Source organism: Mycobacterium sp. 2YAF39, from assembly GCF_052114565.1.
In the GTDB taxonomy this organism is placed as follows: Bacteria; Actinomycetota; Actinomycetes; order Mycobacteriales; family Mycobacteriaceae; genus Mycobacterium.
On record NZ_JBFREZ010000003.1, the window covers coordinates 211,758 to 236,958 of the forward strand.

A 25,201-nucleotide genomic window follows, 5' to 3' on the forward strand; every position below is an offset into this window, starting at 1 on the left:
GAAGGCCCTGAGCCGTGACTATCCTGCTCGCGTTGGGCTCGTCACTGCTGTGGGGCGTGGCCGACTTCTTCGGCGGTAAGACCTCACGCAACCGGCTGACAGTGGCAGTGGTCCTGATCGCGCAGCTTGCAGGCCTGCTGGTAGCTCTCATCGTCGCCGTCGCGTCAGGATCATTGGCCGCATCCACCGGTTACGTGCCGTGGGCCATCGGTGCGGGGATGGCCGGTGCTGTCGCAGTCGTTCTCTTCTACCAGGCGTTGGCTATCGGAACGATGGGCGTGGTGGCTCCGATCGCTGCACTCGGCGTGATCATCCCCGTCATCATCGGAATGTTCAGTGGCGTCAGGCCTTCAGCGCTGTGTATCGCCGGCATCGTGATCGCGATCGGTGGGGTGGTCACCACAGCGCGACCCGCTGATTCCTCGACTCGATCCGAGCGACGCACACAGTCGATCTTGTTGGCGGTGGGCGCAGCCGTGGGATTCGGGCTACTGCAGTTCGCGATCTCAGGCGGAGCCCTGTACTCGACGATAATGACGATGGTCGTCATGCGGTGTACATCTATACCGGTTCTCGCGTTCGTGACCCTGCTCGTCCTTCTCAGCCGACGAGAAAGCGACGAGTCGCCAACGCGATTCCCGAAGCGCGTGGTCGGACTGATCATCATCGTCGGAGTCTTCGACGTCAGTGCCAACCTTTTGTTCGCCGAGGCGAGCGTTTCCGGCGCCCTAGCCGTGGTCGCCGTCTTAGGGTCGCTGTATCCGGCGGCAACCGTGCTGCTCGCGCGGATCATCGACCACGAAAGAATGTCCACGCTTCAAAACCTCGGTGTCGCAGCGGCCGTCACCGGCGTCGCCATGATCGCCGCCGGGTTCTGAACATGTAACGCGTGGCAACTCGCCTACGACTTCTCGGGTCGCATCATGGCCGAGAACTGTCGCTCCTCGCGCGACCCAGCCGAGGTAACCGAGGTGAAGATGGCGGGCGATTTCGAGGCCGTGCTCACCTGGGTGGTCGGACTGCGGGCCAAAGTTCCCTTCCGTGACACGGGAAGACTCGACGCTCGGCTCATAGTTACATCCATTTTTCACAGCCGGCCGTGATGGCCGTTCACGTCAAGGTTCCGCCAGATGCCTTCGCGGATTCTTCATGCCGAGGCGAAGACAGGTAGACGACCGCTATAGGCGCTGGTTAAGGTGCGGCGGTGTTGGTGTGGATCGCGCCGCTCATCGTTGTGGCGGTCGTCGTCGTCGCTGTCGCGGTCCGCCTGCTCATCCGGCGCCGAATGCCCGAAAAGGGCTGGTTCGTCGATTCGTCGCGGTCGGACACCTATATGGCCGTGCTCGGCACGATGTTCGCGGTGATGCTTGCCTTCGTGATCCTTTTCTCGCTGCAGAGCTACCAAACTGCACGCGAGGGTGCGAGCCGCGAGGCCGTCGCCGTCGCCGAACTCCACGTCATCGCGGATGTGCTGGGCGGCAGATCAGGCGAGAGCCTGCACTCACAGCTGAACTGTTATGCGCGATCGGTGATCTCGGACGAGTGGCCCACGATGCGTGCAGGCGGACCGTCGGAGGTGACACAGTCCTGGGTCGACTCCATGGCTGACGACTTCGCAGCCGCGAATCCCGTTGGCGCCAAACAGGAGGTGGCCTACGCGCAGTGGTTCGACGAGCAGGCGCAGCGTCGCGAAGGTCGCCGCGCGCGCCTCGCGGAGGCCGCCCCGTCGGTGCCCCTGCCCCTGTGGATCGTGTTGGGCATAGGTGCGACCGCACTCCTCGCCTACATGTGCGCCCAGGCCGATCGGCGCGAGCCGGTCCTGATCCAGGCGACACCGATCGGGATGGTCGCGGCACTCGTCGCGGCGGGCCTGGTGGTCGTCTTCTTCCTCGACCATCCCTATGCGGGGTGGAGCGGCAGCATCGAACCGACCGAGATGCAGCGCTCACTCGCGACCATCGAGGAGGGCCACCCCCTGCCGTGCGACGCGCAGGGCAACCGCAAAACCTGACTACGAAGGTTCGCTGGACGTCTTCCGGATCGCGACCACGGTGATGTCGTCGAGCGCGGCACCCGCCTCGGCGAGGGCACGCGCTTCGTGGCACAGTTCGGCGGGGTCGGTGTGTTCGGCGACGAACTTCAGCGCGGGGCGGACATCGGTGCCGTCACCGAAGAGATCCAGCACACCGTCGGACGCGATGACGAGAGTTTCTCCGTCCTCGAGCGTCACGTCCTGCGACACCCACTTCTCGTCGGGCATCACGCCGAGCGGCAGACAATCGCTCGACAACGGTTCCACGACACCGGTTTTGCGTACGATCACGGCGATGCCGTGGCCGGCGTCGACGTAGCGCACCGATCCCGTGGCGGTATCCAGTCGCGCATGAAACAGCGTGACGAAGGTTTCGGTGCTGGCCAGATCCTCGGTCAGTTGCGCCGACACGGAGTTGACCGCATCAGCGAGGTCGGCACCGCCACCTAATTCGTCGACCGCGCGTGACGCCGCGCGAAGGGCCGATCGCACGCTGGCGGTGATGATCGCGGCGCCGAGGCCCTTTCCCATCACATCGGCGACGGTGAAGATCAGGCCGCGCTGCGAGCTGTAGTGGTCGTAGAAGTCGCCGCCAACTGCGAAGGCGGGTATGCACAACGCGCACACCGTGTATCCCGGCAGATCACCGAGAGGTCGTGGCAGGAGATGGTTTTGCACCTCCGCCGCTCGGTCCATCTCGTCGAACCGCTCCAGTTCCCGCTGGACCCAGCCGGCCAATTCGCGGAAAGTCTCGAGCTGTTGGCCGTCGAGCGCGCGCGGTTTTGTGTCGTAGATACAAAAGGTGCCGACAGCGTGACCGCCGGGGCCGAACAGTGGGTAGCCCGCGTAGAAGCGGACGCCGCCTTGCGCCTTGATCGCCGGCAGTTCGCAGAAATCCGGCTCCTGGCGCGCATCCTCGATAACCAATGCCAGCTCGTCGACGTCCATGTACGTCCGCGCGATGGTCGCCCGGCAGATGGTCTGCTCCCGGGGGACCGTGCCAGCCAGGTCAAGACCATCGTTCTGTTTGAACCACTGGCAATCGCGATCGACCAGCGACACCGCGGCCATCGGCACACCGAACACCTGCCGCGCCATCCGGGTGATGCGGGCGAAACGCTCCTCGGGCTCCGAACCCAGCATGTGCAGCTGATGTACCGACTGCATACGGGCGTCTTCGACCTCGGGAGCGAGCACGAAGCCTTCGCCCACGACTCCCTCTGTCATGTTGCGCATCACCCACCCCCGTTCGTCGGTCGACGCCGCGCTGTGCGGAAAACGATATTTGGCAAACACGGGCGAAGGTACGCAATTACACAAATGCCACTACCCGCGGCCGGTCGCCGGCCGTGCCGACCCGCCCGGTCTGCCAAGATCCGAGGCGCGCGCACGCGATGTGGTTGAGAATTCAGCGGGATTGTCTACTGTCCCCGCTACGCAACAGCCCGGAAGGTGACATGGCAGCCGAGGAAGATGTCCGCACAGCGGTCGTGGTCGTGCACGGGATGGGCGAGAAACGTCCGATGGAGACGTTCGACGATTTCGTCAGGACGGCGCTGCCGCCCCACGACGGGCAATGGCACCACCAGCCGCGGCCGGCCCTGATCACCGACACCTACGAGGCGCGCCGCTACGTCGCCCCTGGCCAGGCCGAATTCTTCGAATACCACTGGCCTTTCCTGATGACCGCAGGCAAGTACGCAGGCGTCGCGCCGTCGGCGCTGCGGCTGTTCCTCCGTCGGCCCGGCAACGTGCCCGATGCCCTCCTCGGGGTGTGGCGCCTGGTGTGGACCGTGATTGCGGCGGCGCTGCTGGTGATCCCCGTGCTGTTCATCTCCGGATACGCGCTCAACTCCGATGTTCCGGCGTGGATCATCGGGCTGACCATCAGTGCGGTCGTGTTGATCTTCTGGTTCGGCCTCTACCGCATGATGGCGCGGGCGCTGGTGAACAAGAAGACCGCCCCGCTCGTCGACTCCGCCCGCTATCTCGACCCGTCGCCATACTCATATGCGGCGCGACGGGCTGTCCGTGGCGGCCTGGTCGACCTTCTCCGCGACCTGCACGAGGACGGGTACGCGCGAATTGTCTTGGTAGGCCACGGCGTCGGCGCGTACATCGCCTACGACGCGCTGACCGTGTTCTGGGCGCAAAGTCACTGCAGGCAGGGAAAGCCTTGGCGCGTAACCGATTTCGTCACCGTCGGAGCACCGTTGACTCTCGCCGATTTCTTGTTGACGCGACCTGCGTTGCTCAGCGGGACGAAAACGTCGGACGGCGCACTACGGCGCGAGCTCTTTGAGGGACTGCTGCGGCGAGGCGTTCTCGTCGGATGCACCGAGAGCGACGGCCCCTTCACCGCCACGCGGTGGACGAATCTGTGGTTTCCGGTGACTCGGGGAAGCCGGGACGGCGACTGGTTCGGCGGCGAGTTGGATTCGCTGTTCGGTCCCGGCGTCAACGACATCGCGGTGAGCGGAAACGAGCCCGAACGGTTCGAGCGCGGATCGGCGCACACCGAGTACTTCAGCCATCCCGACAAGGGCGACGAAGGCGACGTCGCCTGGCACCTCCGCAAGACTCTCGCACTGTAAATCTCCGCTCTGGGCGTAACTCCCGACGTCTTTGCGCCCCGATCTTGACCGTTTCCTGTCGGTACGCTGGACGCCATGAACGGCGTGCTGCTCGTCCTCGTTGTCCTGGTCGTCGTGGTTCTCGGCGTCGTCGTGTACGGGGCGATGAAGGCCGCCGACCGCCGCAACACCGCCTCGCTGGACGATGCGAAGGCCGATGCGCGTCGCGTGATCGAACGTCTCGGCGGCCAGGTGATCAACCTGACCGGCACCGACGACGCATCCAAGCAGGCCCTTGCCGACGCATCCGAGCGCTACACGGCCGCGGGTTCGCAGATCGACCAGGCCACCACCGCCAAGCAGGCACTGCTCGCCAAGGAGAGTGCGCTCGAAGGCCTGTACTACGTGCGCGCCGCCCGCACCGCGATGGGCATCGACCCGGGACCGGAACTGGAGACGCTTTCCGGTCAGCGCTCGGCGGGCACCGTCACCGAGGACCGGCGGGTCAACTTCGAGGGCCGCGAGATCGAAGCGTCGCCCGCCCCGTCCGAGCGCACCCCGAACTACTACCCCGGCGGCCGAGTCGCCGGCCGCCCCGTGCCCGCAGGCTGGTATTCGGAACCGTGGTGGAAACCGGCGCTGGTCGCAGGCGCATGGGGGCTGGGGTCGGTGCTCCTGTTCGACGCCCTGTTCTCGGGCATGAGCGGCAGCGGATATGACCAGGGCTTCGCACAGGGCTATGACCAAGGGTTCGACCAGGGCCAAGATGGCGGCGGCGACTACGGAGGCGATGGCGGCGGCGGCGGCGACTGGGGCGGCGGTGGCGGCGACTGGGGCGGTGGCGACTGGGGTGGCGGCGGCGATTTCGGCGGCGACTTCGGGGGTTTCTGAGCTTCCCGTCCTTCGGGACTCACGTCTGGCAGGTCGGACACCAGAACAGGTTGCGGCCCTCGAGCACTGCCGTGCGGACCTCCGTGCCACACACCCGGCACGGCTCCCCCGCCCGCCGGTATACGTAGGTGCGCGGGCGGCCGGGTCCATACGACGGCAGTCCGTGGTCGTCCTCCGGCCGGATCACGATGATCTTGCCGCGACGGAAACCGACCTTCATCAGCTCGACCAGATCGGTCCACATCGCATCGAATTCACCCTCGTCGATGTGGATGCCCGGCCGGTACGGGTCGATGCGGTGCCGGTAGAGAAGCTCGTTGCGGTACACGTTGCCCACCCCCGCGATGACCGACTGGTCCATCAATAGCGCACCGATGGTCCTGCGCGACTTATGGATTCGTGCCCACGCCAGCGTGGCGTCGGCGTCGCGGCGCAACGGATCGGGGCCGAGACGCGCCACGATATCGGCGATCTCGGGCTCTTCGATCACCTCACACACCGTCGGCCCGCGCAGGTCGGTGCCGAATTCGGCGCCGATCATCCGCATGCGTACCTGACCGACGGCCAGGGGCATGGGAACCGGTACTTCGGTGAATGTGCCGTACAACCCGAGATGGACGTGCACCACGCGGCCACTGTCGTAGTGGTGGAACAGATGCTTACCCCACGCACTGGCCTTCTTGAGAACGCGGCCGTTGACCGCAGCGGCCCCGTCGGCGAATCGGCCCTGGGGGCTGGACACCATCACCGGCGCACGACCGAAGCGGCGTTGATGCAGCCGGGCCAGCCGGTGCAGTGTGTGCCCTTCGGGCATACCTAGCGCGGGGCGCCGGGCACGGGTGGCGCGACGTGCGTGCGCTCGTACTCGGACAGGATGTCGATACGTCGTTGATGGCGTTCGGCTTTCGACCATTCGGCGGTCAGGAAGGCATCGACGATGGCGAGCATCTCCTCTTCGGTGTGCATGCGCCCACCGATGCCGATCACCTGTGCGTTGTTGTGCTCGCGCGCGAGTTGCGCCGTCTCGACACTCCACCCCAGCGCACACCGCACACCGGGGACCTTGTTGGCTGCGATCTGCTCACCGTTGCCCGATCCGCCGAGCACGATGCCGAGGCTGCCGGGATCGGCGACAGTCCTCTCCGCGGCCGCGATGCAGAACGCCGGATAGTCGTCGTCGGCGTCGTAGATATACGCCCCGCAGTCGACGGCCTCGTGCCCTTTCGACAGCAGGTGCTCGATGATCCGCTGCTTGAACTCGAAGCCCGCATGGTCGGCTCCCAGGTACACACGCATGGCGGTCATTGTGGCAGAGCATGATGGCCGGTCGGTGCACGGTCGACCAATTCGGTCAAAGGCGACCGAGACCGTTCAGTCGAACGTCGGGGGCTCCGTGCGGCTGCGCTTCAGCTCCCAGAAGTGGGGGTACGACGCGAACGTCACCGAGGCGTCCCACAGCTTGCCTGCCTCTTCCCCGCGCGGAATCTTCGAAAGCACCGGGCCGAAGAAGGCGACACCGTTGACATGGATCGTCGGGGTGCCGACGTCGTCGCCGACGGCATCCATCCCGGCGTGGTGGCTCTTGCGCAGCGCCTCGTCGTACTTGTCGGTGTTGGCCGCCTCGGCCAGCTCGGCAGGCAACCCGACCTCCTCGAGCGACTCCTTGATGACAACATCGAAGTCTTTGTTGTCCTGGTTGTGGATGCGCGTACCCATCGCGGTGTACAGCGGCGCAAGGACCTCGCCGCCCTTCGCCTGCTCGGCGGCAATCGCGACGCGAACCGGCTTCCACGCCTGCTTGAGGCCCTCGCGGTACTGCTCGGGAAGGTCCTCTTTGTTCTCGTTCAACACGGCAAGGCTCATCACGTGCCACTGCACCTCGATGTCGCGCACCTTCTCAACCTCGAGGATCCAGCGCGACGTGATCCAGCACCACGGGCACAGCGGGTCGAACCAGAAACCGGCGACAGACTTCTCGGGCATGGGATCCTCTCGGGGGCGGTGCGGTCAAAGGTCCTTCCACACAACCTTGTACCCCGCGAGGGTGTTCCCGTTGCCACGGAGTTCGAGGTTCGGGCCCACAGGACACGCATAGTGTGCAAACGGTTATATAACCGTGTTGTCGATGTGACTGTTGTCATTCAGTGTTGCACCTGTGATTAAAGCGAAACGCACGATCGCCATGACTGTGGTCGGCGTCGCGACGGCCTTCGGCCTTGCGGCACCGGCATCCGCCGACCCCATCGACACCAACTTCCTCGACGCGTTGAACACCGCAGGCATTGGCTACGGCGATGCGGCGAGCACGGAAAAGCTCGGTCAGTCGATCTGCCCGATGCTCGTCGAACCGGGCAAGAACCTGGCGAGCATCTACTCGCAGGTCTCCAACAACGGCATCAGCCCCGATATGGCCTCGTTCTTCACGGGGATCGCCATATCGATGTACTGCCCGCAGGCGATGACGTCGATCGGCAACGGCACGATCCTCGACAGCTTGGGCGGGCTCAACGGCCTCAACGGACTCAATGGACTGGGCGGCCTGAGCGGACTGGGGATTCCTGGGCTGTAGGGGGCGCACCTACCGGCGGCCGGGCCACTAAGTTGGACGCGTGGCCCTTCCCAATCTGAACCGTGACCAAGCCGTCGAACGCGCCGCGCTGGTCACCGTCGGCAACTACCGCATCGAACTCGATCTGACCGACGGCGACGGCAAGCCCGGCGAACGCACGTTCCGATCGATGACGACCGTCGAGTTCGAGGCACTGGCCGGTGCCGACACTTATATCGACATCGCCGCCGACAGTATCCGCAGCGCCGTCCTCAACGGCAAAGACATCGACGTGTCGGGGTACGACGAATCCACCGGCATTGCGCTGACGGGCCTTGCCGAACGGAACGTCCTCGTCGTCGACGCCGACTGCCTGTACTCCAACACCGGGGAGGGTCTGCACCGGTTCGTCGACCCGGTCGACGACGAGGTCTACCTGTACTCGCAGTTCGAAACCGCTGACGCCAAGCGGATGTTCGCATGCTTCGACCAGCCCGACCTCAAGGCGACCTTCGAGGTGACCGTCACGGCGCCGCCGCATTGGGAGGTCATCTCCAACGGCGCTACCGCAGGAGTCGAGGACGCGGACGCAGCCAAGCGGCACACCTACGTCGTCACGCCGAAGATGAGCACCTACCTGGTGGCGTTGATCGCGGGACCGTACGCCCGCTGGGACGACGCGTACAGCGACGAGCACGGCGACATTCCGCTCGGCCTGTTCTGCCGCAAATCGCTGGCCGAGTTCATGGACGCCGAGCGGCTGTTCACCGAGACGAAGCAGGGATTCGGCTTCTACCACAAGAACTTCGGCGTGCCGTATGCGTTCGGCAAGTACGACCAACTGTTCGTCCCCGAGTTCAATGCGGGCGCGATGGAGAACGCCGGCGCCGTGACGTTCCTGGAGGACTACGTCTTTCGCAGCAAGGTGACGAGGGCGTCATACGAGCGGCGCGCGGAGACTGTGCTTCACGAGATGGCCCACATGTGGTTCGGCGACCTCGTCACCATGGCGTGGTGGGACGACCTGTGGCTCAACGAGTCGTTCGCGACGTTCGCATCCGTGCTGTGCCAGGCCGAGGCGACCGAATACAAGGCGGCGTGGACGACGTTCGCCAATGTCGAGAAGTCGTGGGCCTACCGACAGGATCAGCTGCCGTCGACGCATCCGGTGGCCGCCGACATACCGGATCTGCACGCCGTCGAGGTGAACTTCGACGGCATCACATACGCCAAGGGCGCCAGTGTGCTCAAACAGCTCGTCGCCTACGTCGGGCTCGAGGAATTCCTGTCCGGGTTGCGGGATTACTTCCGCGACCACGCTTTCGGCAACGCGACGTTCGGCGATCTGCTCGGCGCGTTGGAGAAGGCCTCCGGACGCGACCTGTCGGGGTGGGGAAGGCAGTGGCTCAAGACCACCGGGCTCAACACGCTGCGCCCCGAATTCGACCTCGACGCCGACGGCAACTTCACCCGCTTCGCGATCGCCCAGAGTGGGGCGCAGCCGGGCGCCGGTGAGACGCGGGTGCACCGGCTGGCGATCGGGATCTACGACGACGACGGCAGCGGCAAGCTGGTGCGGACCCACCGCGAAGAACTCGACATCGACGGCGAATCCACTGAAGTGCCTGCACTGCAAGGTGTTTCGCGCGGCAAGTTCATCCTCGTCAACGACGACGACCTGACGTATTGCTCGCTGCGCCTCGACCCCGACTCGTTGCAGACCGCGCTCACCCGGATCGCCGATATCGCCGATCCGCTCCCCCGCACACTGGCGTGGTCGGCGGCGTGGGAGATGACCCGCGACGCCGAACTCAAGGCCCGCGACTTCGTCGCGTTGGTCATCAGCGGTGTGCATGCCGAATCCGAAGTGGGTGTGGCGCAACGCCTGCTGTTGCAGGCGCAGACCGCACTGAGCTCCTACGCCGACCCCGTCTGGGCCGCCGAGAACGGCTGGCCGGCGTTCGGGGATGCACTGCTGGACCTGGCGCGCGAGGCGGCGCCGGGCTCGGATCATCAACTGGCGTTCGTCAACGCGCTGTGCGCATCGGTTCTGTCGCCCAACCACATCGCGGTGCTGTCAACCCTTCTGGACAACGAACCCGCAGCGGTGAACATGCAAGGTCTGGTGATCGACATGGACCTGCGGTGGCGTGTCGTCACCGCACTGGCCGCCGCCGGGGTCATCGACGCCGACGGGCCCGAGACGCCGTTCATCGACTCCGAGGCTGAAAGCGATCCGACGGCAGCGGGTGGGCGGCACGCCGCACAGGCCGCTGCGGCGCGTCCCCAGATCGCCGTCAAGGAGGCCGACTGGCAGGAGGTCATCGAGGACGACACGCTGGCCAACGTCACCGCACGGTCGATCATCGTCGGATTCGTCCGTCCCGGCCAGGCCGACCTGCTGAAGCCGTTCCGCGACAAGTACTTCGGCGCCATTTCCGGTGTGTGGCAGCGACGGTCCAGCGAGGTCGCACAGACCGTCGTCGTCGGGCTCTATCCGTCGTGGGACATCAGCCAGGCCGGCCTGGACGCCGCCGACGAGTTCTTGTCGGACGCGGATGTTCCGCCATCGCTGCGTCGGCTGGTGCTCGAAGGACGCGCGGGCGTGGAGCGCTCCCTTCGCGCAAGGGAATTCGACGCCGGCTGACGACACGCCGTAGTCCTGCGGGCGTTTGGGCGCGGTCGCACTGCATGCTTTTCACGTGGCGGTCAGTCGAACAAGACGAGCACGGGCGGCTCGCAAGCGGAAACGGCGGATGGACGCCGTCGACCACGACCTGACCGCCGAACAGTGGGCGTCGCTCAAGGACGCCTGGAACGGATGCGCCTACTGCGGCGCGACCGACGGTGCGCTGCAACGCGACTGTGTGATGGCGATTTCGCGCGGCGGGCGGTACACAATCGAGAACGTCGTGCCCGCGTGCGCGAAGTGCAACACCAGCAAGTGCAATGACGAGGTCACCGGCTGGATGCGGCGTAAACGCCTCGACGAGCGCAGATTCCTCGAGCGCTACATCGAGATCCGCGGTGCGCTGACGGCCGACGCGGCTAGTGGGACGCCGGCGTAACGCCGGCGCTCATCACCTCGACGGCCTTGATCAGACCGGCGATCAGCTTGCCGTCCTTCAACAGCTCGGCGGCAGCGGCCACACCCTTGGGTGCGGACTCCTCGATGCCACGGCCACTCACCTCGCTGCCGTAGACCACCTCGATCGCGCGCTGGTCCGGCGAGACCGCCAGCAGCACCGCGTTGTCCGGCGTGGGCACCTTGGCCAGGATCTGGCGGGCGGTCGCTGCGGTGTCGGCACCGAGGTCGCCGATGAACACCGCGAAGCGTGCCTTGGCTGCGCGCGAGCCGTACGTCAGCGCGTCGTCGAGGAAGACCAGATCGTTCACCGGGAACGGGTAGTGCACCGACAGTTCGCCGGGCTCGGTGACCCCGGAGATCCGGCCGCTGTTCGTGACGACGGAGCCGCGCGGGAGTTCGGCCAGTTCCGTGGACGACCTCGTCGCTACTTCACCACTTGCCACTTGCGCCGCCTCCTACCGTGACGGGATGCGAGCCATGGCCGCCATGACCGTGATCGGCGGGTTCATCGGCCGCCCACAGGATCGGATCATGCGTCCACTTATCGGACATCTTGTACGTCGCTGGATGCGGGTTCTTGCGCTTGGGGCCGACGACGTAGATCAACGTCATCAACACCAGCAGCACCGCCAGCGGAACCCCGCCGAGGAGGGAATGAGTAAGTGCTGTGCTCACGCGCAAACCGTATCAGCCACGCGTCAGGCCGCACCCTCACCCAGATATCTGACCCACGCCGGGTCGAGTTCCTTCACGCTCGACAGCAGTCGCCAGTGCTGACCCTTCGGCGGGACCGGCACGGAGCGCAGCGCCCAGCCCAGTTCCGCGAGCAACCGGTCGGCCTTGCGGTGATTGCACGTCGAGCAGGCGGCCACACAGTTCTCCCACGAGTGGTCGCCGCCGCGGCTGCGCGGCACCACGTGGTCGACGGTGTCGGCCTTACCTCCGCAGTAAGCGCACCGAAACCGGTCGCGGTGCATCAGCGCGGCCCTGGTCATCGGGATGCGCGCGCGGTAGGGCACCCGCACGAAGGACCGCAGCCGGATCACCGACGGCACCACGATCGAACGGGTGGCGGAGTGGATGACGGGACCACCGGGGTCGTCGTGGACCACGTCGGCTTTTCCGCACATCAGCATGATGACCGCTCGCCGCATGGGCAGAGCGGTCAACGGTTCGTACGTGGAGTTCAGCAGGAGGACCCGCCGCCGGCCCCAGATCGAGCCTTCCCCCGTACTTGGCGGGTGGGTTTCGACGCTGTGCAGGACGCGCGACTGTGCGTGCGGTACCGCGGGCCCGGATAATCCCGCCGCGGCGTCTTGAAGCCGCTGGCCAGCCCTTCTGGACGGGCCTTTCTTGCGATGCGCCATACGTCCTCCGTCGGACAGTCCACCACGGATTCCTGTCAAACGCACGACAATTCTCACCGTGTTCGCTGGTCAGTCCCGTGAACATCGGGTGACACGACCGGCTGGGCGGCCCACTGCGGCGACAAGACACAATGGTGGAGTGACACAGCCGCAGCGGTCGTTCTACGACGAAGTCGGTGGCCATGAGACGTTCCGTGCCATCGTGTCGCGCTTCTACCAGTTGGTGCGCGAGGACGAGATCCTGCTTCCGCTGTACCCCGAGGAGGATCTCGACGGCGCCGAGGTGCGGCTGCGGATGTTCCTCGAGCAGTACTGGGGCGGGCCGCGGACCTACTCCGATCAGCGTGGCCATCCGCGGTTGCGCATGCGGCACGCCCCGTTTGTGATCGGTTACATCGAGCGCGACGCGTGGCTGCGCTGTATGCACACCGCCGTCGCGGAGATCGACTCACAGACCCTCGACGACGACCACCGTGCCGAACTGCTGGCCTACCTCGAGATGGCTGCGCACTCGATGGTGAACTCGCCCTTCTGACGCGCGGGCCACGCCACGGTGAACGCGCCGTTTCCCGGCTGTGGCACGGGGCCGCTGACAGTACATTGGCGGCGATGAGTGAAAACACGCCCCTGAGCCGCTTCGGCGGCGACATCGGACTCTGGTGGTCGCGGGCGCTCTTCTATCAGGTCTATCCACGATCGTTTTTCGACAGCAATGGCGACGGTCTCGGTGACCTCGACGGTGTGACCGCCAAGATGGACTACCTCAAGGCACTGGGCGTCGACGCGATCTGGCTCAACCCCGTCATGGTGTCGCCGATGGCCGACAACGGCTACGACGTGGCTGACCCTCGCGACGTCGACCCGCTGTTCGGCGGCATCGATGCGCTGGACCGGCTGACGGACGCCGCCCACGACGCAGGCATCAAGCTGACGATGGACCTGGTGCCCAACCACACCAGTTCGGCGCATCCCTGGTTTCAGGCTGCGTTGGCCGCCGGCCCCGGTAGCGATCAGCGTGAGCGCTACATCTTCCGTGACGGCACCGGCCCCGCCGGTGTGCATCCGCCGAACAACTGGGTGTCGATCTTCGGAGGGCCCGCGTGGACGCGCGTCGTCGAACCAGACGGCAATCCCGGGCAGTGGTATCTGCACATCTTCGATGCCGAACAGCCGGACCTGAACTGGGACAACCCCGAGGTCTTCGAGGATCTCGAGAAGACGCTGCGGTTCTGGCTGGAACGTGGCATCGACGGGTTCCGCATCGACGTCGCACACGGCATGGCGAAGCCGCCGGGGCTGCCCGACATGAAGACCATCGAGGCCGAGGTGCTTCTGGCGGACATGGACGACGACCCGCGCTTCAACAACGACGGCGTGCACGACATCCATCGTCAGATTCGCACCGTGTTCAACGACTACGCCCACGCCGTCGCGATCGGTGAGGTGTGGGTGTACGACAACGAGCAGTTCGCCCAGTACGTGCGGCCCGACGAATTGCATCTCGCCTTCAACTTCCGGCTGCTGCGTGCCGATTTCGATGCCGCCGACATCCGCGGTGCCATCGAGAACTCCATGGCCGCAGCGGTACTCGCGGATGCCACGCCGTCATGGACGCTGGCCAACCACGATGTCGACCGCGAGCCGACCCGCTACGGCGGCGGGGCCGCCGGACTGGCCCGTGCACGGGCGATGACACTGGCGATGCTTGCGCTTCCCGGTGCTGTATTCATCTACAACGGTGAAGAACTCGGCCTTCCGAACGTCGACCTGCCCGACGAAGCGCTGCGCGACCCGGTGTGGGAGCGCTCGGGCCACACCCGCCGCGGTCGCGACGCGAGCCGGGTGCCCGTCCCGTGGGAGGGCGATAAGCCGCCGTTCGGGTTCTCGGACAATTCCGACACCTGGTTGCCGTTACCGGCGGACTGGGCCGAGTTGACCGTCGAGAAGCAGCTCGACGATCCGGCATCCACCCTCGAGTTCTATCGGCAAGCGATCGAATTGCGGCACGACCGAGCGGAATTCGACGGCACGGCCATCGAGTGGCTCGACTCCCCTGCCGACTCGCTCGCGTTCCGCCGCAGCGGAGGGCTGATCTGCGTGCTCAATGCCGGCACTCGGCCGATAGCGCTGCCCGACGGCGAGGTACTGCTGGCGAGCGCGGAGCTCATCGACGGCAAGCTGGCGCCCGACGCCGCCGCCTGGCTTGTGTAGTTCTCTGGCGAGTGTGCGTGTTCCCCTCGCAAGCGGTGGGCCCAGCGGACGACACGCCGGGTGATCAGCGGAGTTCGCGCGCGGTCGCGATGGACTTTCGAGCCACCTCGGAGGTCAATTGCGACGTTGTGGCTGGAGCCCAATCTGCTTCAGCGTGTTCGCAATGAAAGTGCCCTTCGCCGCGGTGTAAGCCTCTCGGTCATCGCGAAACGCCTGGGCCAGATGAGCTTTCAATGATTGGTATTCGTTTCGCAGTTGTTCATTGGTTCGCAGCACGTCGCGGAAAGCTCGCAGTTCGCACGCGTGAGGGTCGTCGTGCTGGACGAGGTACAGGTGATGTGTCCGAGCCTCCGGACGTGGCCGCAGAAACCACATGCGCCACGACTCATTCGGATCAGTGGGCCAGTGAAGCCATCCGTTTTCGTCCAGAATCGGTATCGCCTCTTGAGCTTCGATCAATGAGGTGACCGAGGCAAGGACGTCGACAATGGGTTTGGACGACAGACCCGGCACCGCCGTTGAGCCCACATGCTCGACCGGCTTGGCGAGCCAAGGGCCCAATACGACCGCCAACCTATCCCTCTGCTCGGCGAACAGTCGCCGCCATTCCGGGTTGTATTCGACCAAGTTGACTGGCATGTCAGTCACCGCTTCAGCATATGACTGAGCCCACCGACAGTGAACGAATGTCGGGCTCACGGGTGAAGGGGGCTACCGCAGGACCAGGGCCGGGTCGCCGCGCCGCCGGTAAACCGAACCGAACCGCGCGTCGATCCGTAGCCACGCGGGAAGCGCACGCACCCGGACGATCTCGTCGGCGGCGACCGCCTCAATCGACTGCGGCAGGAAACCCATTGCGGTCAAGGCGAACACACAGCGCATTGGTATCCCGACGCTGGCGTCACCCGCACTGATCGCCACCACCTCCTGGTCCAACAGCGACGCGGGCGGACCATGTGAGCTGGAATGCTCCTTGGCGAGTGCGACACCGCGCTGCGCCAGATCCAGCATGACGCCTGCGGGCACATCGTCGAGGTGTTCGAATCCCGAATCGGGCGGCAGCGCGCCGCGCCACGCCGAGTCCATGCCGAAGCCGGTGTCGACATACCCGCTGGGGTCCATCGCGGTCAGCCCTGCGGCGAGAGCATCCGCACCCGCCGACAGGTCAGCGGGCTTGACCCGCCCGCCCACGACACGGCTGGCCAACACGTCGAAACCCGTGGACACCCAGGCCACGACCAGTCCGCCCGCGCGCTCGCGTAAGCGGATCACCGCCGCATCGTCCAGCCGCAACGCCCGCTCCACGAACGTCGCGAGATCTTCGCGATTGGCGGAGTCTTTCAGCCAGATACCGCGCTCGGGTTCGGTCATCGCATCCACTGCTGCAGGTAAGCGCGTTGGCCTTCCGAAAGCCGGTGCAGCCGTTGCTCCTTGATGTGCACGGCGGCCAGTTGCGTGTCAGCGATCACCGCCGGTTTCGAATCAGGCGGTGCCCCGATCGACCGTACCTCGTATCCGACGGTGAAATCGACGGATCGCACGCGCTTGGACCACATCGTCACCTGCAACGGCGAATCGATCAGCCGTAACTGCGCCTTATAGGTGATGTGCACGTCCGCGATGAGCAGACCGATGGTCTCGATCTCTGGGCCGAACGGTTCACGCAGGAAAGGGATCCGGGCTTCTTCGAGGAGCGTGACCATAGTGGCGTGGTTGATGTGCTGGTACATGTCGATGTCGGACCAGCGGACGTGCACCGGCGCCACAAAACCATTACTCACCCAGAGGTCCCCGTTCCGCTCGTTCGCGTCATGCTGCGGATCTGGCGTGCGGCCACCGACAGCGTGGCAAGGTCCAGATCTCCGCCCTCGTAGATCTCGGCGAGAGTCCGTCGCGCACGGGTGACCCGGGAGCTGTTCGTCAACTCCCATTCGGCGATCTTCTCCTCGCCGCTCTCGTCGGGCTCGCCCACGGCAAGGACGTCGAAGCACAGCGCACGCAGCGATCCGTAGATGTCGTCGCGAATCGCCAAGCGCGCCAACGAATGCCAGCGGTCGTCGCGTTCGAGTCGCGACACCGCGGTCAGCAGTCCGTCGGTGTTGAAGTGATCCATCAACGCGAAATAGGTGTCGGCGACCTCAGCAGGCTCGCGGTCGACGATGTCGGCGATGTCGATGACGTCGAGCAGGCTGTACTGGTACAGCCCGGTAGCGACCATGTATGCCAGGTCTTGCGACGCGCCGTGGGAACTGAACTCGCCGGCCTCCTTGGCGACGATCGCCTTGTCGTCACCGCGCAGCCATTCCGACATGCGGGGCGTCAGGGCGGCGACTTTGGCTGCGAAACGGTTGATTTCGGCGCCGACCGCGAGAGGTTGTGGCCGGTAGTTGAGCAGCCAGCGCCCGGCGCGGTCGATGAGTCGGCGCAGATCCAGTGTCATTCGATCGGACGAGGCGACCGATACGTCAGCGGCGCGGATCTGGGCAAGTATCTCTCCGATCCGGAAGATCGCGTCGGTCGCCGCATAGCTGCGTACTGCGTCCACCGGTCCGACGCCGACGTCCTCGGCAACCCGATAGGCGTAGGAGATGCCGCTGGTGTCGACGAGGTCGTTGACCAGCATCGTGGTCACGATCTCCCGGCGCAGTTGGTGGGACCGGATATCGGTACCGAACCCGTCACGAAGCTGCGCCGGGAAGTACCGCGGCAGCCGCGACGCGAAGACCTCCTGGTCGGGCAGGTCGGTGGCGAGCAGATCATCCTTGAGGGCCAGCTTGACGTGAGCCATCAACGTCGCGAGTTCCGGTGAGGTCAAACCGATTCCGGCCTCGCCGCGCCGTGCGATCTCCTTCTCGGACGGCAGCGCCTCGAGTTCACGGTTCAGGCCGCGGTCATGCACGAAATCCTTGATCATGCGCGCGTGGACGGACAGCAGACTGGCTGCGTTCGCGCGACTGGTGCCCATCAGGTTGTTCTGGTCCTTGTTGTCCTCGAGCACCAGGTCACCGACCTCGTCAGTCATCGACAACAACAGTTGGGTGCGGTCCTCGGGCCGGACCTTGCCCGCGGTGACGAGCGAATCGATCAGGATCTTGATGTTGACCTCGTGGTCGGAGCAGTCGACGCCCGCCGAGTTGTCCAAGGCGTCGGTGTTGATCCTGCCACCGGCCAGATCGAATTCCACGCGCCCCAGCGGCGTCACGCCGAGGTTGCCGCCTTCGCCGATCACCCTGGCACGCACCTGATTACCGTTGACACGCACCGGATCGTTGGCGCGATCACCGACGTCGGCGTCGGACTCGTTCTCGGCCTTGATGTAGGTGCCGATGCCGCCGTTGAACAGCAGATCCGCGGGGGCCTTCAGGATCGCCTTCATCAGGGCAGGGGGCGTGAGTTCCTCGACGCCGTCCTCGATGCCGAGCGCGGCGCGGGCCTGCGGGCTGATCGGGATGGCCTTCTGCTGTCGGCTGTAGACGCCGCCGCCCTCGCTGATCAGGGAGGTGTCGTAGTCCTCCCAGCTCGACCTGGGCAGGTCGAACATCCGCTTGCGCTCGTCCCACGACCTCGCCGTGTCGGGATCGGGGTCGATGAAGATGTGTCGATGGTCGAACGCGGCGAGCAGACGGATGTGCTTGGACAGCAGCATTCCGTTGCCGAACACGTCGCCACTCATGTCGCCGACGCCGACGACCGTGAAGTCCTCGGTCTGGGTGTCGACGCCCATCTCCTTGAAGTGCCGTTTCACGGATTCCCATGCGCCCTTGGCGGTGATGCCCATCGCCTTGTGGTCGTAGCCCACCGAACCACCCGATGCGAAGGCGTCACCGAGCCAGAAGCCGTAGGACAGGGCCACCTCGTTCGCGATATCGGAGAACGTCGCCGTCCCCTTGTCCGCGGCGACCACCAGATAGGCGTCGTCGCCGTCGCGGCGGACCACGTCGGGCGGTGTGACGACGGCGCCGGTGACCTTGTCGACGTTGTCGGTGACGTCGAGCAGACCCGAGATGAAAAGCCGGTAGCAGGCCACGCCCTCGTTACGCTGCGCGTCGCGGTCGACGGCGGCATCGCCGGTCGGCAATGGCGGGTTCTTCACCACGAAGCCACCCTTCGCCCCGACCGGCACGATGACCGCGTTCTTCACCGCCTGCGCCTTGACGAGGCCCAGCACCTCGGTGCGGAAGTCCTCCTTGCGGTCCGACCAGCGCAGGCCGCCGCGGGCGACATGCCCGAACCGCAGGTGCACACCCTCAACGCGCGGTGAGTAGACGAAGATCTCGAATCTGGGTCGGGGAAGCGGAAGTTCGTCGATCAGTCCGGGATTCAGCTTGTAGGACAGGACGTTCTGCGCGCGAGCGGAGTCCTGCGCGACGATGAAATAGTTGGTGCGAAGGGTGGCCTGGATCATCGAGGCGAATGCGCGCAGGACGCGGTCGGTGTCCAGGCTGACCAGAGCGTCGATGTCGGCGGCCACGGCCGCGGCGGCGGCCTGAGCGTCGCGTCGGCGCGGTTCGTCATCCGTCGGTGGGGTCGGACAGAACAGTGCCTCGAAGAGCTCGACCAGTGACCTTGCCGTGGCGGCGTTTTCGTTGATCACGGTCTCGATATGCGACTGGCTGTACGGGAAACCCGCCTGCCTCAGATACTTCGCGTAGCTGCGTACAACAGCCACCTGCTGCCAGGTGAGGCCGGCGCGCAGGACGAGTTCGTTGAACCTGTCGACCTCGGCGCGCTGGTTCCAGATCGCGGTCAACGCGTCGGCGAAGCGCGCCTCGGTGGCCTCGCGTTCCGGACCGGGCGCCACCTCGGGGATGGACTTGTGCGGCGAGATCTTGAATTGATAGATCCAGACCGGCAGCCCGTCGGGCCGGGTGACGGTGAACGGCCGCTCCTCGAGCACCACGACGCCCATCGACTGCAACATGGGTAGCAGGTCACTCAGCGACGCGGAGTGACCACCCAGATAGAGGGTGAGCTGGGCGATGCCCTCCTCGTCGGTGTTGATGAGTACCGGCTGGACCGAATCATCCTGCAGCTCTTCGATGATGGCGATGTCATCGATGGCGTCGAGCGGTTCGATGGCCTGCTTGTAGACCTCGGGGAACGCGGTCGCGTAGTGCTCGGCCTTGGTCTGGTCGATGGAACCGGTCTTGACGGCGCCGATCAGCCGGTCCCCCCACGTCCTCGCCGCCTCGGTCAGCAGGTTCTGGATACGGTTCTCGTTCTCGATCGACGTGTCGATGCCCGCCCGGTGCGAGGTATCTGGCATGCGCACCGTGAAATGCACTACTGCCCAGGGTGACTCACTGACCCGTGCGGTGTACTCGATGCTGACCCCGCCGAGTTCCCGGACCAGGATGTCCTGCATCTCGAGCCGGACCGCGGTCGTGTAGCGGTCGCGCGGAAGATAGACGAGACAGGAGACGAAGTGGGCGAGTGAATCGGCCCGCATGAACAGCAACGTGCGTCGCCGCGACCCAAGATCGACGACGGCCTTGACCATGTCGAGCAATTCCTGCGCGGACAGCGCGAACAGTTCCGAACGGGGAATGGTCTGGATGATGTCGAGCAGCAACTGGCCGGGGTGGCTGGGGTCGCGCTGTGATAGCGCCAGAGCGTCGCGCACCCGGCGTGAAATCAGCGGTATTTCAAGCACATTGGCATTGGTGGCCGCGACGGTGAACAGGCCGACGAACCGATGCTCGATGGCAGAGGCGCCCGCATTCTCGCGGACCACGACGATGTAGGGGTATGCGCCGTAGCGAAGGTAACTGGGGATGGTGGCCTGGGCCAGGACCAACAGCTCGTTGCTGTGGGTGAGCTGCGGCAGCACGTCCTGTCGGAGGCGCAGCACGCCAAGCCGACTCGACATGTCGACAGACGAGCGTCCGTCGCTGACAGGGCAGCGCTGATATCCGAGCAGCACGAAATGCCCGTCGGCGAGCCAACGCAGAAGAGCCGCAACGTCTTTGTGGTCATGTCCGGGGAATCGGCCTTCGGGGCCGGTGTCGAGTTCATGCGCAAGACCGCGCATCGCCGCCACCATCGCGCCGGAGTCCAACGCCACCTGTCGCGCGTCGGACAGGACACCGGGCAGATCCTGTGAAACCTTGTCGAGCGCCCTGCTGTCGGCCGACTGTCCGAGCTGGACGTGGATCCACGACTCGTCGACGCCTTCTCGGGACGAGCCGACGTCTTCGCGCGGTCGCACATCCAGCAGTTCACCGGCCGGGCTGCGGCGCGCCCGGAAGATCGGGTTCATGATCGCGGTATAGGAAACGCCGAATCGGTGAAGCAGCACCGTCACCGAGTCCATCACCATCGGGGTGAAGTCGGTGACGATCTGCATTGCCGGGCCGAACCCCGCCGGATCGTCGCTGCCGTACACCGCAACCCGAGTCTCGCCGACGGGCCGGTGCCTGCCCAGCCGGTGATGCGAGGTCACCAGGGCCGGACCGATCATCTGGCGCGACGACATGTCGATGGGCAGCGTCACCGACGAGTCGGCGGCGGGTGCGTCGTGCGGACCCCGGTATGTCGCGAGATAGGCGTGGGCGAGCCGTCCGATATCTTCGGGCCTCAGCGCGTGCGGTGCCGATGGTCCCGCGCCACCGGAACCAGGGTCAGCTGGTCTCCCAACGGCTCCCGGATTCACCGACATGCCACGCTCCTCGCCTGTACCCGCGGACCATCCGTCGTTGGCTGTGGCCGCCGGCCCGAGGAGGGCGGTGGCACCGTGGTCCGCTGATCGACACTAGTCGCGCGTCAGCCGGCGGTGGGTAACCCTGTGCGGACGTGCAGCATCGATACCAATCCGTTCCACTTTGTTTTCCTCGTAGCCCGCGAAGTTGCCCTCGAACCAGAACCACTTGGCCTCGTTGTCGTCGTCGCCCTCCCACGCCAGGATGTGCGTGCATGTGCGGTCGAGGAACCACCGGTCGTGCGAAATCACCACGGCGCAGCCGGGGAAATTCTCCAGCGCGTTCTCCAGGGATGACAGCGTTTCCACGTCCAGGTCGTTGGTCGGCTCGTCGAGCAGGATGAGGTTGCCGCCCTCCTTGAGGGTGAGCGCCAGATTGAGCCGGTTGCGTTCACCGCCGGATAGCACACCGGCCGGTTTCTGCTGGTCGGGACCCTTGAAGCCGAACGCCGAGACATATGCCCTCGATGGGATCTCGTTCTGCCCGACCTCGATGTAGTCGAGCTTGTCCGAGACCACTTCCCACACCGTCTTCTTGGGGTCGATACCCGCGCGGCTCTGGTCGACGTAGCTCAGCTTGACTGTCTCGCCGACCTTCACGGTGCCGCTGTCGGGCTGCTCGAGGCCCACGATGGTCTTGAACAGCGTGGTCTTGCCGACGCCGTTGGGACCGATGACTCCGACGATCCCATTGCGAGGCAGTGTGAACGACAGGTCCTTGATGAGGGTGCGGCCCTCGAACCCCTTGTCGAGATGCTCGACCTCGACGACCACGCTGCCCAGCCGCGGCCCGGTCGGGATCTGGATCTCCTCGAAATCGAGCTTGCGCGTCTTCTCCGCTTCGGCTGCCATCTCCTCGTAGCGCCCCAGCCGGGCCTTGCTCTTGGCCTGACGCGCCTTGGCGCCCGATCGGACCCAGGCGAGTTCCTCCTGCAGCCGTTTCTGCAGCTTGGCGTCCTTGCGGCCCTGCACGCCGACGCGCTCGGCCTTCTTCTCCAGATAGGTGGAGTAGTTGCCCTCGTACGGGTAGGCGCGCCCGCGGTCCAGCTCGAGAATCCACTCCGCCACGTTGTCCAGGAAGTAGCGGTCGTGCGTGACGGCCAGGATGGCGCCCTTGTAGTCGGCGAGGTGCTGTTCGAGCCACAGCACGCTCTCGGCGTCGAGGTGGTTGGTCGGCTCGTCGAGCAGCAGCAGGTCGGGCTTGGACAGCAACAGCTTGCACAAGGCCACGCGTCGTTTCTCACCGCCCGACAGGTGGGTCACCGGCTCGTCGGGCGGCGGGCAGCGCAACGCGTCCATCGCCTGTTCGAGCTGGGAGTCGATATCCCACGCGTCGGCGGCGTCCAGCTCCTCCTGGAGCTTGCCCATCTCCTCCATCAGCTCGTCGCTGTAGTCGGTGGCCATCAGCTCGGCGACGTCGTTGTAGCGGTTGAGCTTCGCCTTGATCGCCACGCCGTCCTCGACGTTCTCGCGAACCGTCTTGGTCTCGTCGAGCTGCGGCTCCTGCTGCAGGATGCCGACTGTCGCACCTGGCTGCAGCAGCGCGTCGCCGTTGTTGGCGGTGTCGAGGCCGGCCATGATCCGCAAGACGCTCGACTTGCCTGCCCCGTTCGGACCGACGACGCCGATCTTCGCGCCTGGAAGGAAGTTCAGACTGACGTCGTCAAGGATGACCTTGTCGCCGTGCGCCTTGCGGACCTTCCGCATCGAATAGATGAATTCGGCCATGCCGTGGTGTTGCCTTTCAGAGATGGTCTGAGTCGTTGATCGCCGCCGACCATCCTAGGCGTGGCCACGTCGGGGTAGCCGACCGTGTGCCTGTGCCTACGCCGTCAGCGGCAGCGCCTCGTCGGACTGGTCCGCTTCGGCGTCATCGTTGGCGGCAGCGGAGTCGTCGCCGAGGGTGGCGACCTGCTCGTCGGCCGGTTGTCTGACCCGGTCGATGCGCGCCTTGCAGCGTGCCAGGTCAGGACCGACGGATGTCGCCCGGACCTCGACCGATGTGCGGCGGTTGCCGTCGCGGTCGTCGTACTCGCTGGTGTGGATATGGCCCACCACGATCACGGGATCGCCCTTCACCAGGGCGGCGCTGGCACCGGATACCACCCGGCCCCAGCAGGTCACCGTGACGAACAACGAGTTACCGGGCTCCCATGTTCCTTCGGCGGTGCGGCGGCGTGAATTGCTGGCGACGCGGAACCTGACCATCTCCTGTTCGCCGACCTGGCGATGGATCGGATCGGTGACGATGTTGCCGACGATGGTAAACGGGGTCTCGAACATGATGCTTCCTTCCATTCCCTTGCTGCGACGTCCGGCATTCCGGCGCGTCGGTGACCCCGCCATTGACCGTCGGGGCGCCGACACCGGAGCCGCGGAATGCCGGCCGTCGTCACGGCGGCTGTGGATGAATCCACCGTTGTGGATAGCGCAGATCAGCCGCGGATGAAGCCCTTGTTGCACATCAGGAAGTCGGCGAGAAAGCCGTCGTGCGGAATGTGTGGCGCGCTGTGCCAGGTGGGGTGAGGGCCGCTGTACACGTTGGGGATGGTCGGATCGTCGACAAGCTCGTCGATCAGCTGCTCGTCGTCGGTGATGGCGTTGATCACGAGGGATCGGCGTAGCGGTTCGAGGCCGTCCTCGCGCGACCACGGTGACACCCAGACGCACGGAAATGCGAGTTCGGTGTTCAACCTGACGGGGTCCGGAGCGGCGAGCAGGTGTACCGCCGGTCGCAGCGCGGCGGTGCCGTCACCGAAGTCGGCGACCACGCGATCGGCGCCGAGCAACGGCGTTGTCCCTATGGCCCTGTCGCCGAGGAACTGCGCGACCGTGTGGGCGGCGGCGGTGGACATGACGGGCAGTTGCGCACGGTCGTCGGTGATCGGCAGCGCAACGAGCGACGAGAGCCGTTCGGCGATCGCCTCCGCCAGCGGAGCCGCATCGCCCTCGTACAACACCGCGGTCGTGTTGACGCAGGCCGTCCCGCCGAATGTGCAGATCGACTCGACGATGAGATCGAGATGGTCGCGCCAGTCCTGTTCGGCGGTGATCAGAATCTTGGCGCGCCCTGGACCGTTGACCCAGACCGCCGGGTTGTTGGCGTACTTGTCGACGACGTCCTGGCCACCGTAGACCATCGCGAGGTCGGCAGCGCGGATGATCTCGTCGGCACCGGCGTAGTCGGTCGGCAGATAGGACACGTCGGCGGTACGAAATCCGCTCTCGCGCAATGCCGCAATCAATCGCTGCCCGGTGAACGGTTCGCGTCGCGACGGGCGTACGGCCACCCGGTAGCCCAGCATCAGCGCCTGCGGCCAGAGACCGTGAACCCCCGGTGCGTTTCCCGACGCGTGCACGGCGAACACCGCGCCGCGGCGCGCCCACACCGCGCCTCCGCCGCGGACGTCACGCCAATCACGTTCTGCGCCAGCCGGTTGGGCCGGCCGCAACGATTCGCCGACTGCCGCCACCTGTTCTGCCACGCTGTGCGCGCCCGCCAGCGTCACCGAGATCGGCAGACCCGATACCCGACTGGTGATGCCGGCGTAGCCGGCGAAGTCGAGGCCGGCGATCTCCTTGGTCAGGAACATGTCCACGGCTCGCGCCAGTGCGGACTCGCGCTCTTCGGCAGGTAGCGGCCGCGTCTTGCGTTGGGTGTTGAGGGTGCGGGCCACATAGAGCGGAGGCACGACGGTCATCTCCGCAACCCCGGCGCCGGAGACATCGGTGATCAATTCGCGCTTGCGAGTTCGGTATTCGCCGCCCGGGCCCAGCGCATCGAGGACGGTCAC

Annotated in this window: 23 protein-coding genes; 9 read left to right on the forward strand and 14 right to left on the reverse strand. The window is 65.6% G+C overall.

Features of this window, described 5'->3' with window-relative positions; translation table 11 throughout:
• The first annotated feature begins 14 nt into the window (after nt 1–14).
• Nucleotides 15–878 carry an EamA family transporter gene (locus tag AB4Z42_RS10400; protein WP_442009082.1) on the forward strand — a complete coding sequence of 288 codons (864 nt, stop codon included), beginning with the start codon at nt 15–17 and terminating at the stop codon, nt 876–878.
• Between the two features lie 326 nt (nt 879–1,204).
• On the forward strand, nt 1,205–2,011 hold the full coding sequence (locus AB4Z42_RS10405) for a bestrophin-like domain (protein WP_442009083.1): 807 nt from the start codon (nt 1,205–1,207) through the stop codon (nt 2,009–2,011).
• Here AB4Z42_RS10405 and AB4Z42_RS10410 read toward each other — a convergent pair whose 3' ends face one another.
• Entirely contained in the window at nt 2,012–3,259 is a 1,248-nt protein-coding gene (locus tag AB4Z42_RS10410) for a GAF domain-containing SpoIIE family protein phosphatase (protein WP_442009084.1), read from the reverse strand. It abuts the gene before it with no gap.
• A 230-nt stretch (nt 3,260–3,489) separates the two neighbouring features.
• Here AB4Z42_RS10410 and AB4Z42_RS10415 point away from each other — a divergent pair, with 230 nt between their 5' ends.
• On the forward strand, nt 3,490–4,626 hold the full coding sequence (locus tag AB4Z42_RS10415; RefSeq protein ID WP_442009085.1) for a hypothetical protein: 1,137 nt from the start codon (nt 3,490–3,492) through the stop codon (nt 4,624–4,626).
• A gap of 75 nt (nt 4,627–4,701) precedes the next feature.
• Nucleotides 4,702–5,496 carry a DUF1542 domain-containing protein gene (locus AB4Z42_RS10420; RefSeq protein ID WP_442009086.1) on the forward strand — a complete coding sequence of 265 codons (795 nt, stop codon included), beginning with the start codon at nt 4,702–4,704 and terminating at the stop codon, nt 5,494–5,496.
• Nucleotides 5,497–5,515: 19 nt separating this feature from the next.
• Here AB4Z42_RS10420 and AB4Z42_RS10425 read toward each other — a convergent pair whose 3' ends face one another.
• From AB4Z42_RS10425 to AB4Z42_RS10435, 3 genes are all read right to left on the reverse strand, one after another.
• Nucleotides 5,516–6,310, reverse strand: a complete 795-nt coding sequence (locus tag AB4Z42_RS10425; protein ID WP_442009087.1) for an Fpg/Nei family DNA glycosylase — start codon at nt 6,308–6,310, stop codon at nt 5,516–5,518.
• A gap of 2 nt (nt 6,311–6,312) precedes the next feature.
• Nucleotides 6,313–6,792, reverse strand: a complete 480-nt coding sequence (locus AB4Z42_RS10430) for a ribose-5-phosphate isomerase (RefSeq protein ID WP_442009088.1) — start codon at nt 6,790–6,792, stop codon at nt 6,313–6,315.
• Between the two features lie 75 nt (nt 6,793–6,867).
• Nucleotides 6,868–7,479: a mycothiol-dependent nitroreductase Rv2466c family protein gene (locus AB4Z42_RS10435; protein ID WP_442009089.1), complete on the reverse strand. Its 612-nt coding sequence runs from the start codon at nt 7,477–7,479 to the stop codon at nt 6,868–6,870.
• Nucleotides 7,480–7,651: 172 nt separating this feature from the next.
• Between AB4Z42_RS10435 and AB4Z42_RS10440 the strand changes: the two genes are divergently transcribed.
• The 3 genes from AB4Z42_RS10440 to AB4Z42_RS10450 are packed head-to-tail and all read left to right on the forward strand — an operon-like array spanning nt 7,652 to nt 11,112.
• Nucleotides 7,652–8,065, forward strand: coding sequence for a DUF732 domain-containing protein (locus AB4Z42_RS10440; protein ID WP_442009090.1), 414 nt, complete (start codon nt 7,652–7,654; stop codon nt 8,063–8,065).
• Between the two features lie 40 nt (nt 8,066–8,105).
• Nucleotides 8,106–10,691, forward strand: a complete 2,586-nt coding sequence (gene pepN / locus AB4Z42_RS10445; RefSeq protein ID WP_442009091.1) for an aminopeptidase N — start codon at nt 8,106–8,108, stop codon at nt 10,689–10,691.
• A 55-nt stretch (nt 10,692–10,746) separates the two neighbouring features.
• On the forward strand, nt 10,747–11,112 hold the full coding sequence (locus AB4Z42_RS10450) for an HNH endonuclease (RefSeq protein WP_442009092.1): 366 nt from the start codon (nt 10,747–10,749) through the stop codon (nt 11,110–11,112).
• Here AB4Z42_RS10450 and AB4Z42_RS10455 read toward each other — a convergent pair.
• The 3 genes from AB4Z42_RS10455 to AB4Z42_RS10465 are packed head-to-tail and all read right to left on the reverse strand — an operon-like array spanning nt 11,093 to nt 12,499.
• Nucleotides 11,093–11,575 (reverse strand): DUF5130 domain-containing protein, encoded by a 483-nt coding sequence (locus AB4Z42_RS10455; protein WP_442009093.1) that lies wholly within the window; start codon nt 11,573–11,575, stop codon nt 11,093–11,095. The two genes, AB4Z42_RS10450 and AB4Z42_RS10455, sit on opposite strands and share 20 nt — an antisense overlap.
• Nucleotides 11,562–11,807 (reverse strand): aa3-type cytochrome oxidase subunit CtaJ, encoded by a 246-nt coding sequence (gene ctaJ / locus AB4Z42_RS10460; protein ID WP_442009094.1) that lies wholly within the window; start codon nt 11,805–11,807, stop codon nt 11,562–11,564. The genes AB4Z42_RS10455 and ctaJ overlap by 14 nt, the downstream gene beginning before the upstream one ends.
• 23 nt (nt 11,808–11,830) lie before the next feature.
• Nucleotides 11,831–12,499 carry an HNH endonuclease gene (locus AB4Z42_RS10465; protein WP_442009095.1) on the reverse strand — a complete coding sequence of 223 codons (669 nt, stop codon included), beginning with the start codon at nt 12,497–12,499 and terminating at the stop codon, nt 11,831–11,833.
• A gap of 139 nt (nt 12,500–12,638) precedes the next feature.
• Between AB4Z42_RS10465 and AB4Z42_RS10470 the strand changes: the two genes are divergently transcribed.
• The gene (locus AB4Z42_RS10470) at nt 12,639–13,034 is read left to right on the forward strand and encodes a globin (RefSeq protein ID WP_442009096.1); all 396 of its coding nucleotides are present in this window, start codon (nt 12,639–12,641) and stop codon (nt 13,032–13,034) included.
• Nucleotides 13,035–13,108: 74 nt separating this feature from the next.
• On the forward strand, nt 13,109–14,710 hold the full coding sequence (locus AB4Z42_RS10475; protein ID WP_442009097.1) for a glycoside hydrolase family 13 protein: 1,602 nt from the start codon (nt 13,109–13,111) through the stop codon (nt 14,708–14,710).
• Nucleotides 14,711–14,824: 114 nt separating this feature from the next.
• Here the strand turns inward: AB4Z42_RS10475 and AB4Z42_RS10480 are convergent, their stop codons facing one another.
• The 7 genes from AB4Z42_RS10480 to AB4Z42_RS10510 all read right to left on the reverse strand — a co-directional run bounded on the left by AB4Z42_RS10480 (nt 14,825) and on the right by AB4Z42_RS10510 (nt 25,201).
• On the reverse strand, nt 14,825–15,349 hold the full coding sequence (locus AB4Z42_RS10480) for a GrpB family protein (RefSeq protein ID WP_442009557.1): 525 nt from the start codon (nt 15,347–15,349) through the stop codon (nt 14,825–14,827).
• 72 nt (nt 15,350–15,421) lie between these two features.
• Entirely contained in the window at nt 15,422–16,081 is a 660-nt protein-coding gene (locus AB4Z42_RS10485; protein WP_442009098.1) for a hypothetical protein, read from the reverse strand.
• A complete protein-coding gene (locus tag AB4Z42_RS10490) occupies nt 16,078–16,491 on the reverse strand; it encodes an acyl-CoA thioesterase (protein ID WP_442009099.1) in 414 nt (137 codons plus the stop codon). Before AB4Z42_RS10490 ends, AB4Z42_RS10485 begins: the two co-directional genes overlap by 4 nt.
• Complete coding sequence (locus tag AB4Z42_RS10495; RefSeq protein ID WP_442009100.1) at nt 16,488–21,368, reverse strand: NAD-glutamate dehydrogenase; 4,881 nt, start codon at nt 21,366–21,368, stop codon at nt 16,488–16,490. The genes AB4Z42_RS10490 and AB4Z42_RS10495 overlap by 4 nt, the downstream gene beginning before the upstream one ends.
• 93 nt (nt 21,369–21,461) lie before the next feature.
• Entirely contained in the window at nt 21,462–23,135 is a 1,674-nt protein-coding gene (gene ettA, locus AB4Z42_RS10500) for an energy-dependent translational throttle protein EttA (protein ID WP_442009101.1), read from the reverse strand.
• A 96-nt stretch (nt 23,136–23,231) separates the two neighbouring features.
• Nucleotides 23,232–23,690, reverse strand: coding sequence for a single-stranded DNA-binding protein (gene ssb / locus AB4Z42_RS10505; RefSeq protein WP_442009102.1), 459 nt, complete (start codon nt 23,688–23,690; stop codon nt 23,232–23,234).
• Nucleotides 23,691–23,842: 152 nt separating this feature from the next.
• Nucleotides 23,843–25,201 (reverse strand): aldehyde dehydrogenase family protein, encoded by a 1,359-nt coding sequence (locus tag AB4Z42_RS10510; RefSeq protein ID WP_442009103.1) that lies wholly within the window; start codon nt 25,199–25,201, stop codon nt 23,843–23,845.

What these genes read in the sequence shown, in the direction of transcription:
- AB4Z42_RS10410 (WP_442009084.1), bottom strand. Translation starts at nt 3,259, where the DNA reads ATGACAGAGGGAGTCGTGGGCGAAGGCTTCGTGCTCGCTCCCGAGGTC.
- ettA (WP_442009101.1), bottom strand. Translation starts at nt 23,135, where the DNA reads ATGGCCGAATTCATCTATTCGATGCGGAAGGTCCGCAAGGCGCACGGC.
- AB4Z42_RS10475 (WP_442009097.1), top strand. Translation starts at nt 13,109, where the DNA reads ATGAGTGAAAACACGCCCCTGAGCCGCTTCGGCGGCGACATCGGACTC.
- AB4Z42_RS10480 (WP_442009557.1), bottom strand. Translation starts at nt 15,349, where the DNA reads ATGCCAGTCAACTTGGTCGAATACAACCCGGAATGGCGGCGACTGTTC.
- AB4Z42_RS10430 (WP_442009088.1), bottom strand. Translation starts at nt 6,792, where the DNA reads ATGCGTGTGTACCTGGGAGCCGACCATGCGGGCTTCGAGTTCAAGCAG.
- AB4Z42_RS10425 (WP_442009087.1), bottom strand. Translation starts at nt 6,310, where the DNA reads ATGCCCGAAGGGCACACACTGCACCGGCTGGCCCGGCTGCATCAACGC.
- AB4Z42_RS10415 (WP_442009085.1), top strand. Translation starts at nt 3,490, where the DNA reads ATGGCAGCCGAGGAAGATGTCCGCACAGCGGTCGTGGTCGTGCACGGG.
- AB4Z42_RS10465 (WP_442009095.1), bottom strand. Translation starts at nt 12,499, where the DNA reads ATGGCGCATCGCAAGAAAGGCCCGTCCAGAAGGGCTGGCCAGCGGCTT.
- AB4Z42_RS10435 (WP_442009089.1), bottom strand. Translation starts at nt 7,479, where the DNA reads ATGCCCGAGAAGTCTGTCGCCGGTTTCTGGTTCGACCCGCTGTGCCCG.
- AB4Z42_RS10420 (WP_442009086.1), top strand. Translation starts at nt 4,702, where the DNA reads ATGAACGGCGTGCTGCTCGTCCTCGTTGTCCTGGTCGTCGTGGTTCTC.
- ssb (WP_442009102.1), bottom strand. Translation starts at nt 23,690, where the DNA reads ATGTTCGAGACCCCGTTTACCATCGTCGGCAACATCGTCACCGATCCG.
- AB4Z42_RS10485 (WP_442009098.1), bottom strand. Translation starts at nt 16,081, where the DNA reads ATGACCGAACCCGAGCGCGGTATCTGGCTGAAAGACTCCGCCAATCGC.
- AB4Z42_RS10495 (WP_442009100.1), bottom strand. Translation starts at nt 21,368, where the DNA reads ATGTCGGTGAATCCGGGAGCCGTTGGGAGACCAGCTGACCCTGGTTCC.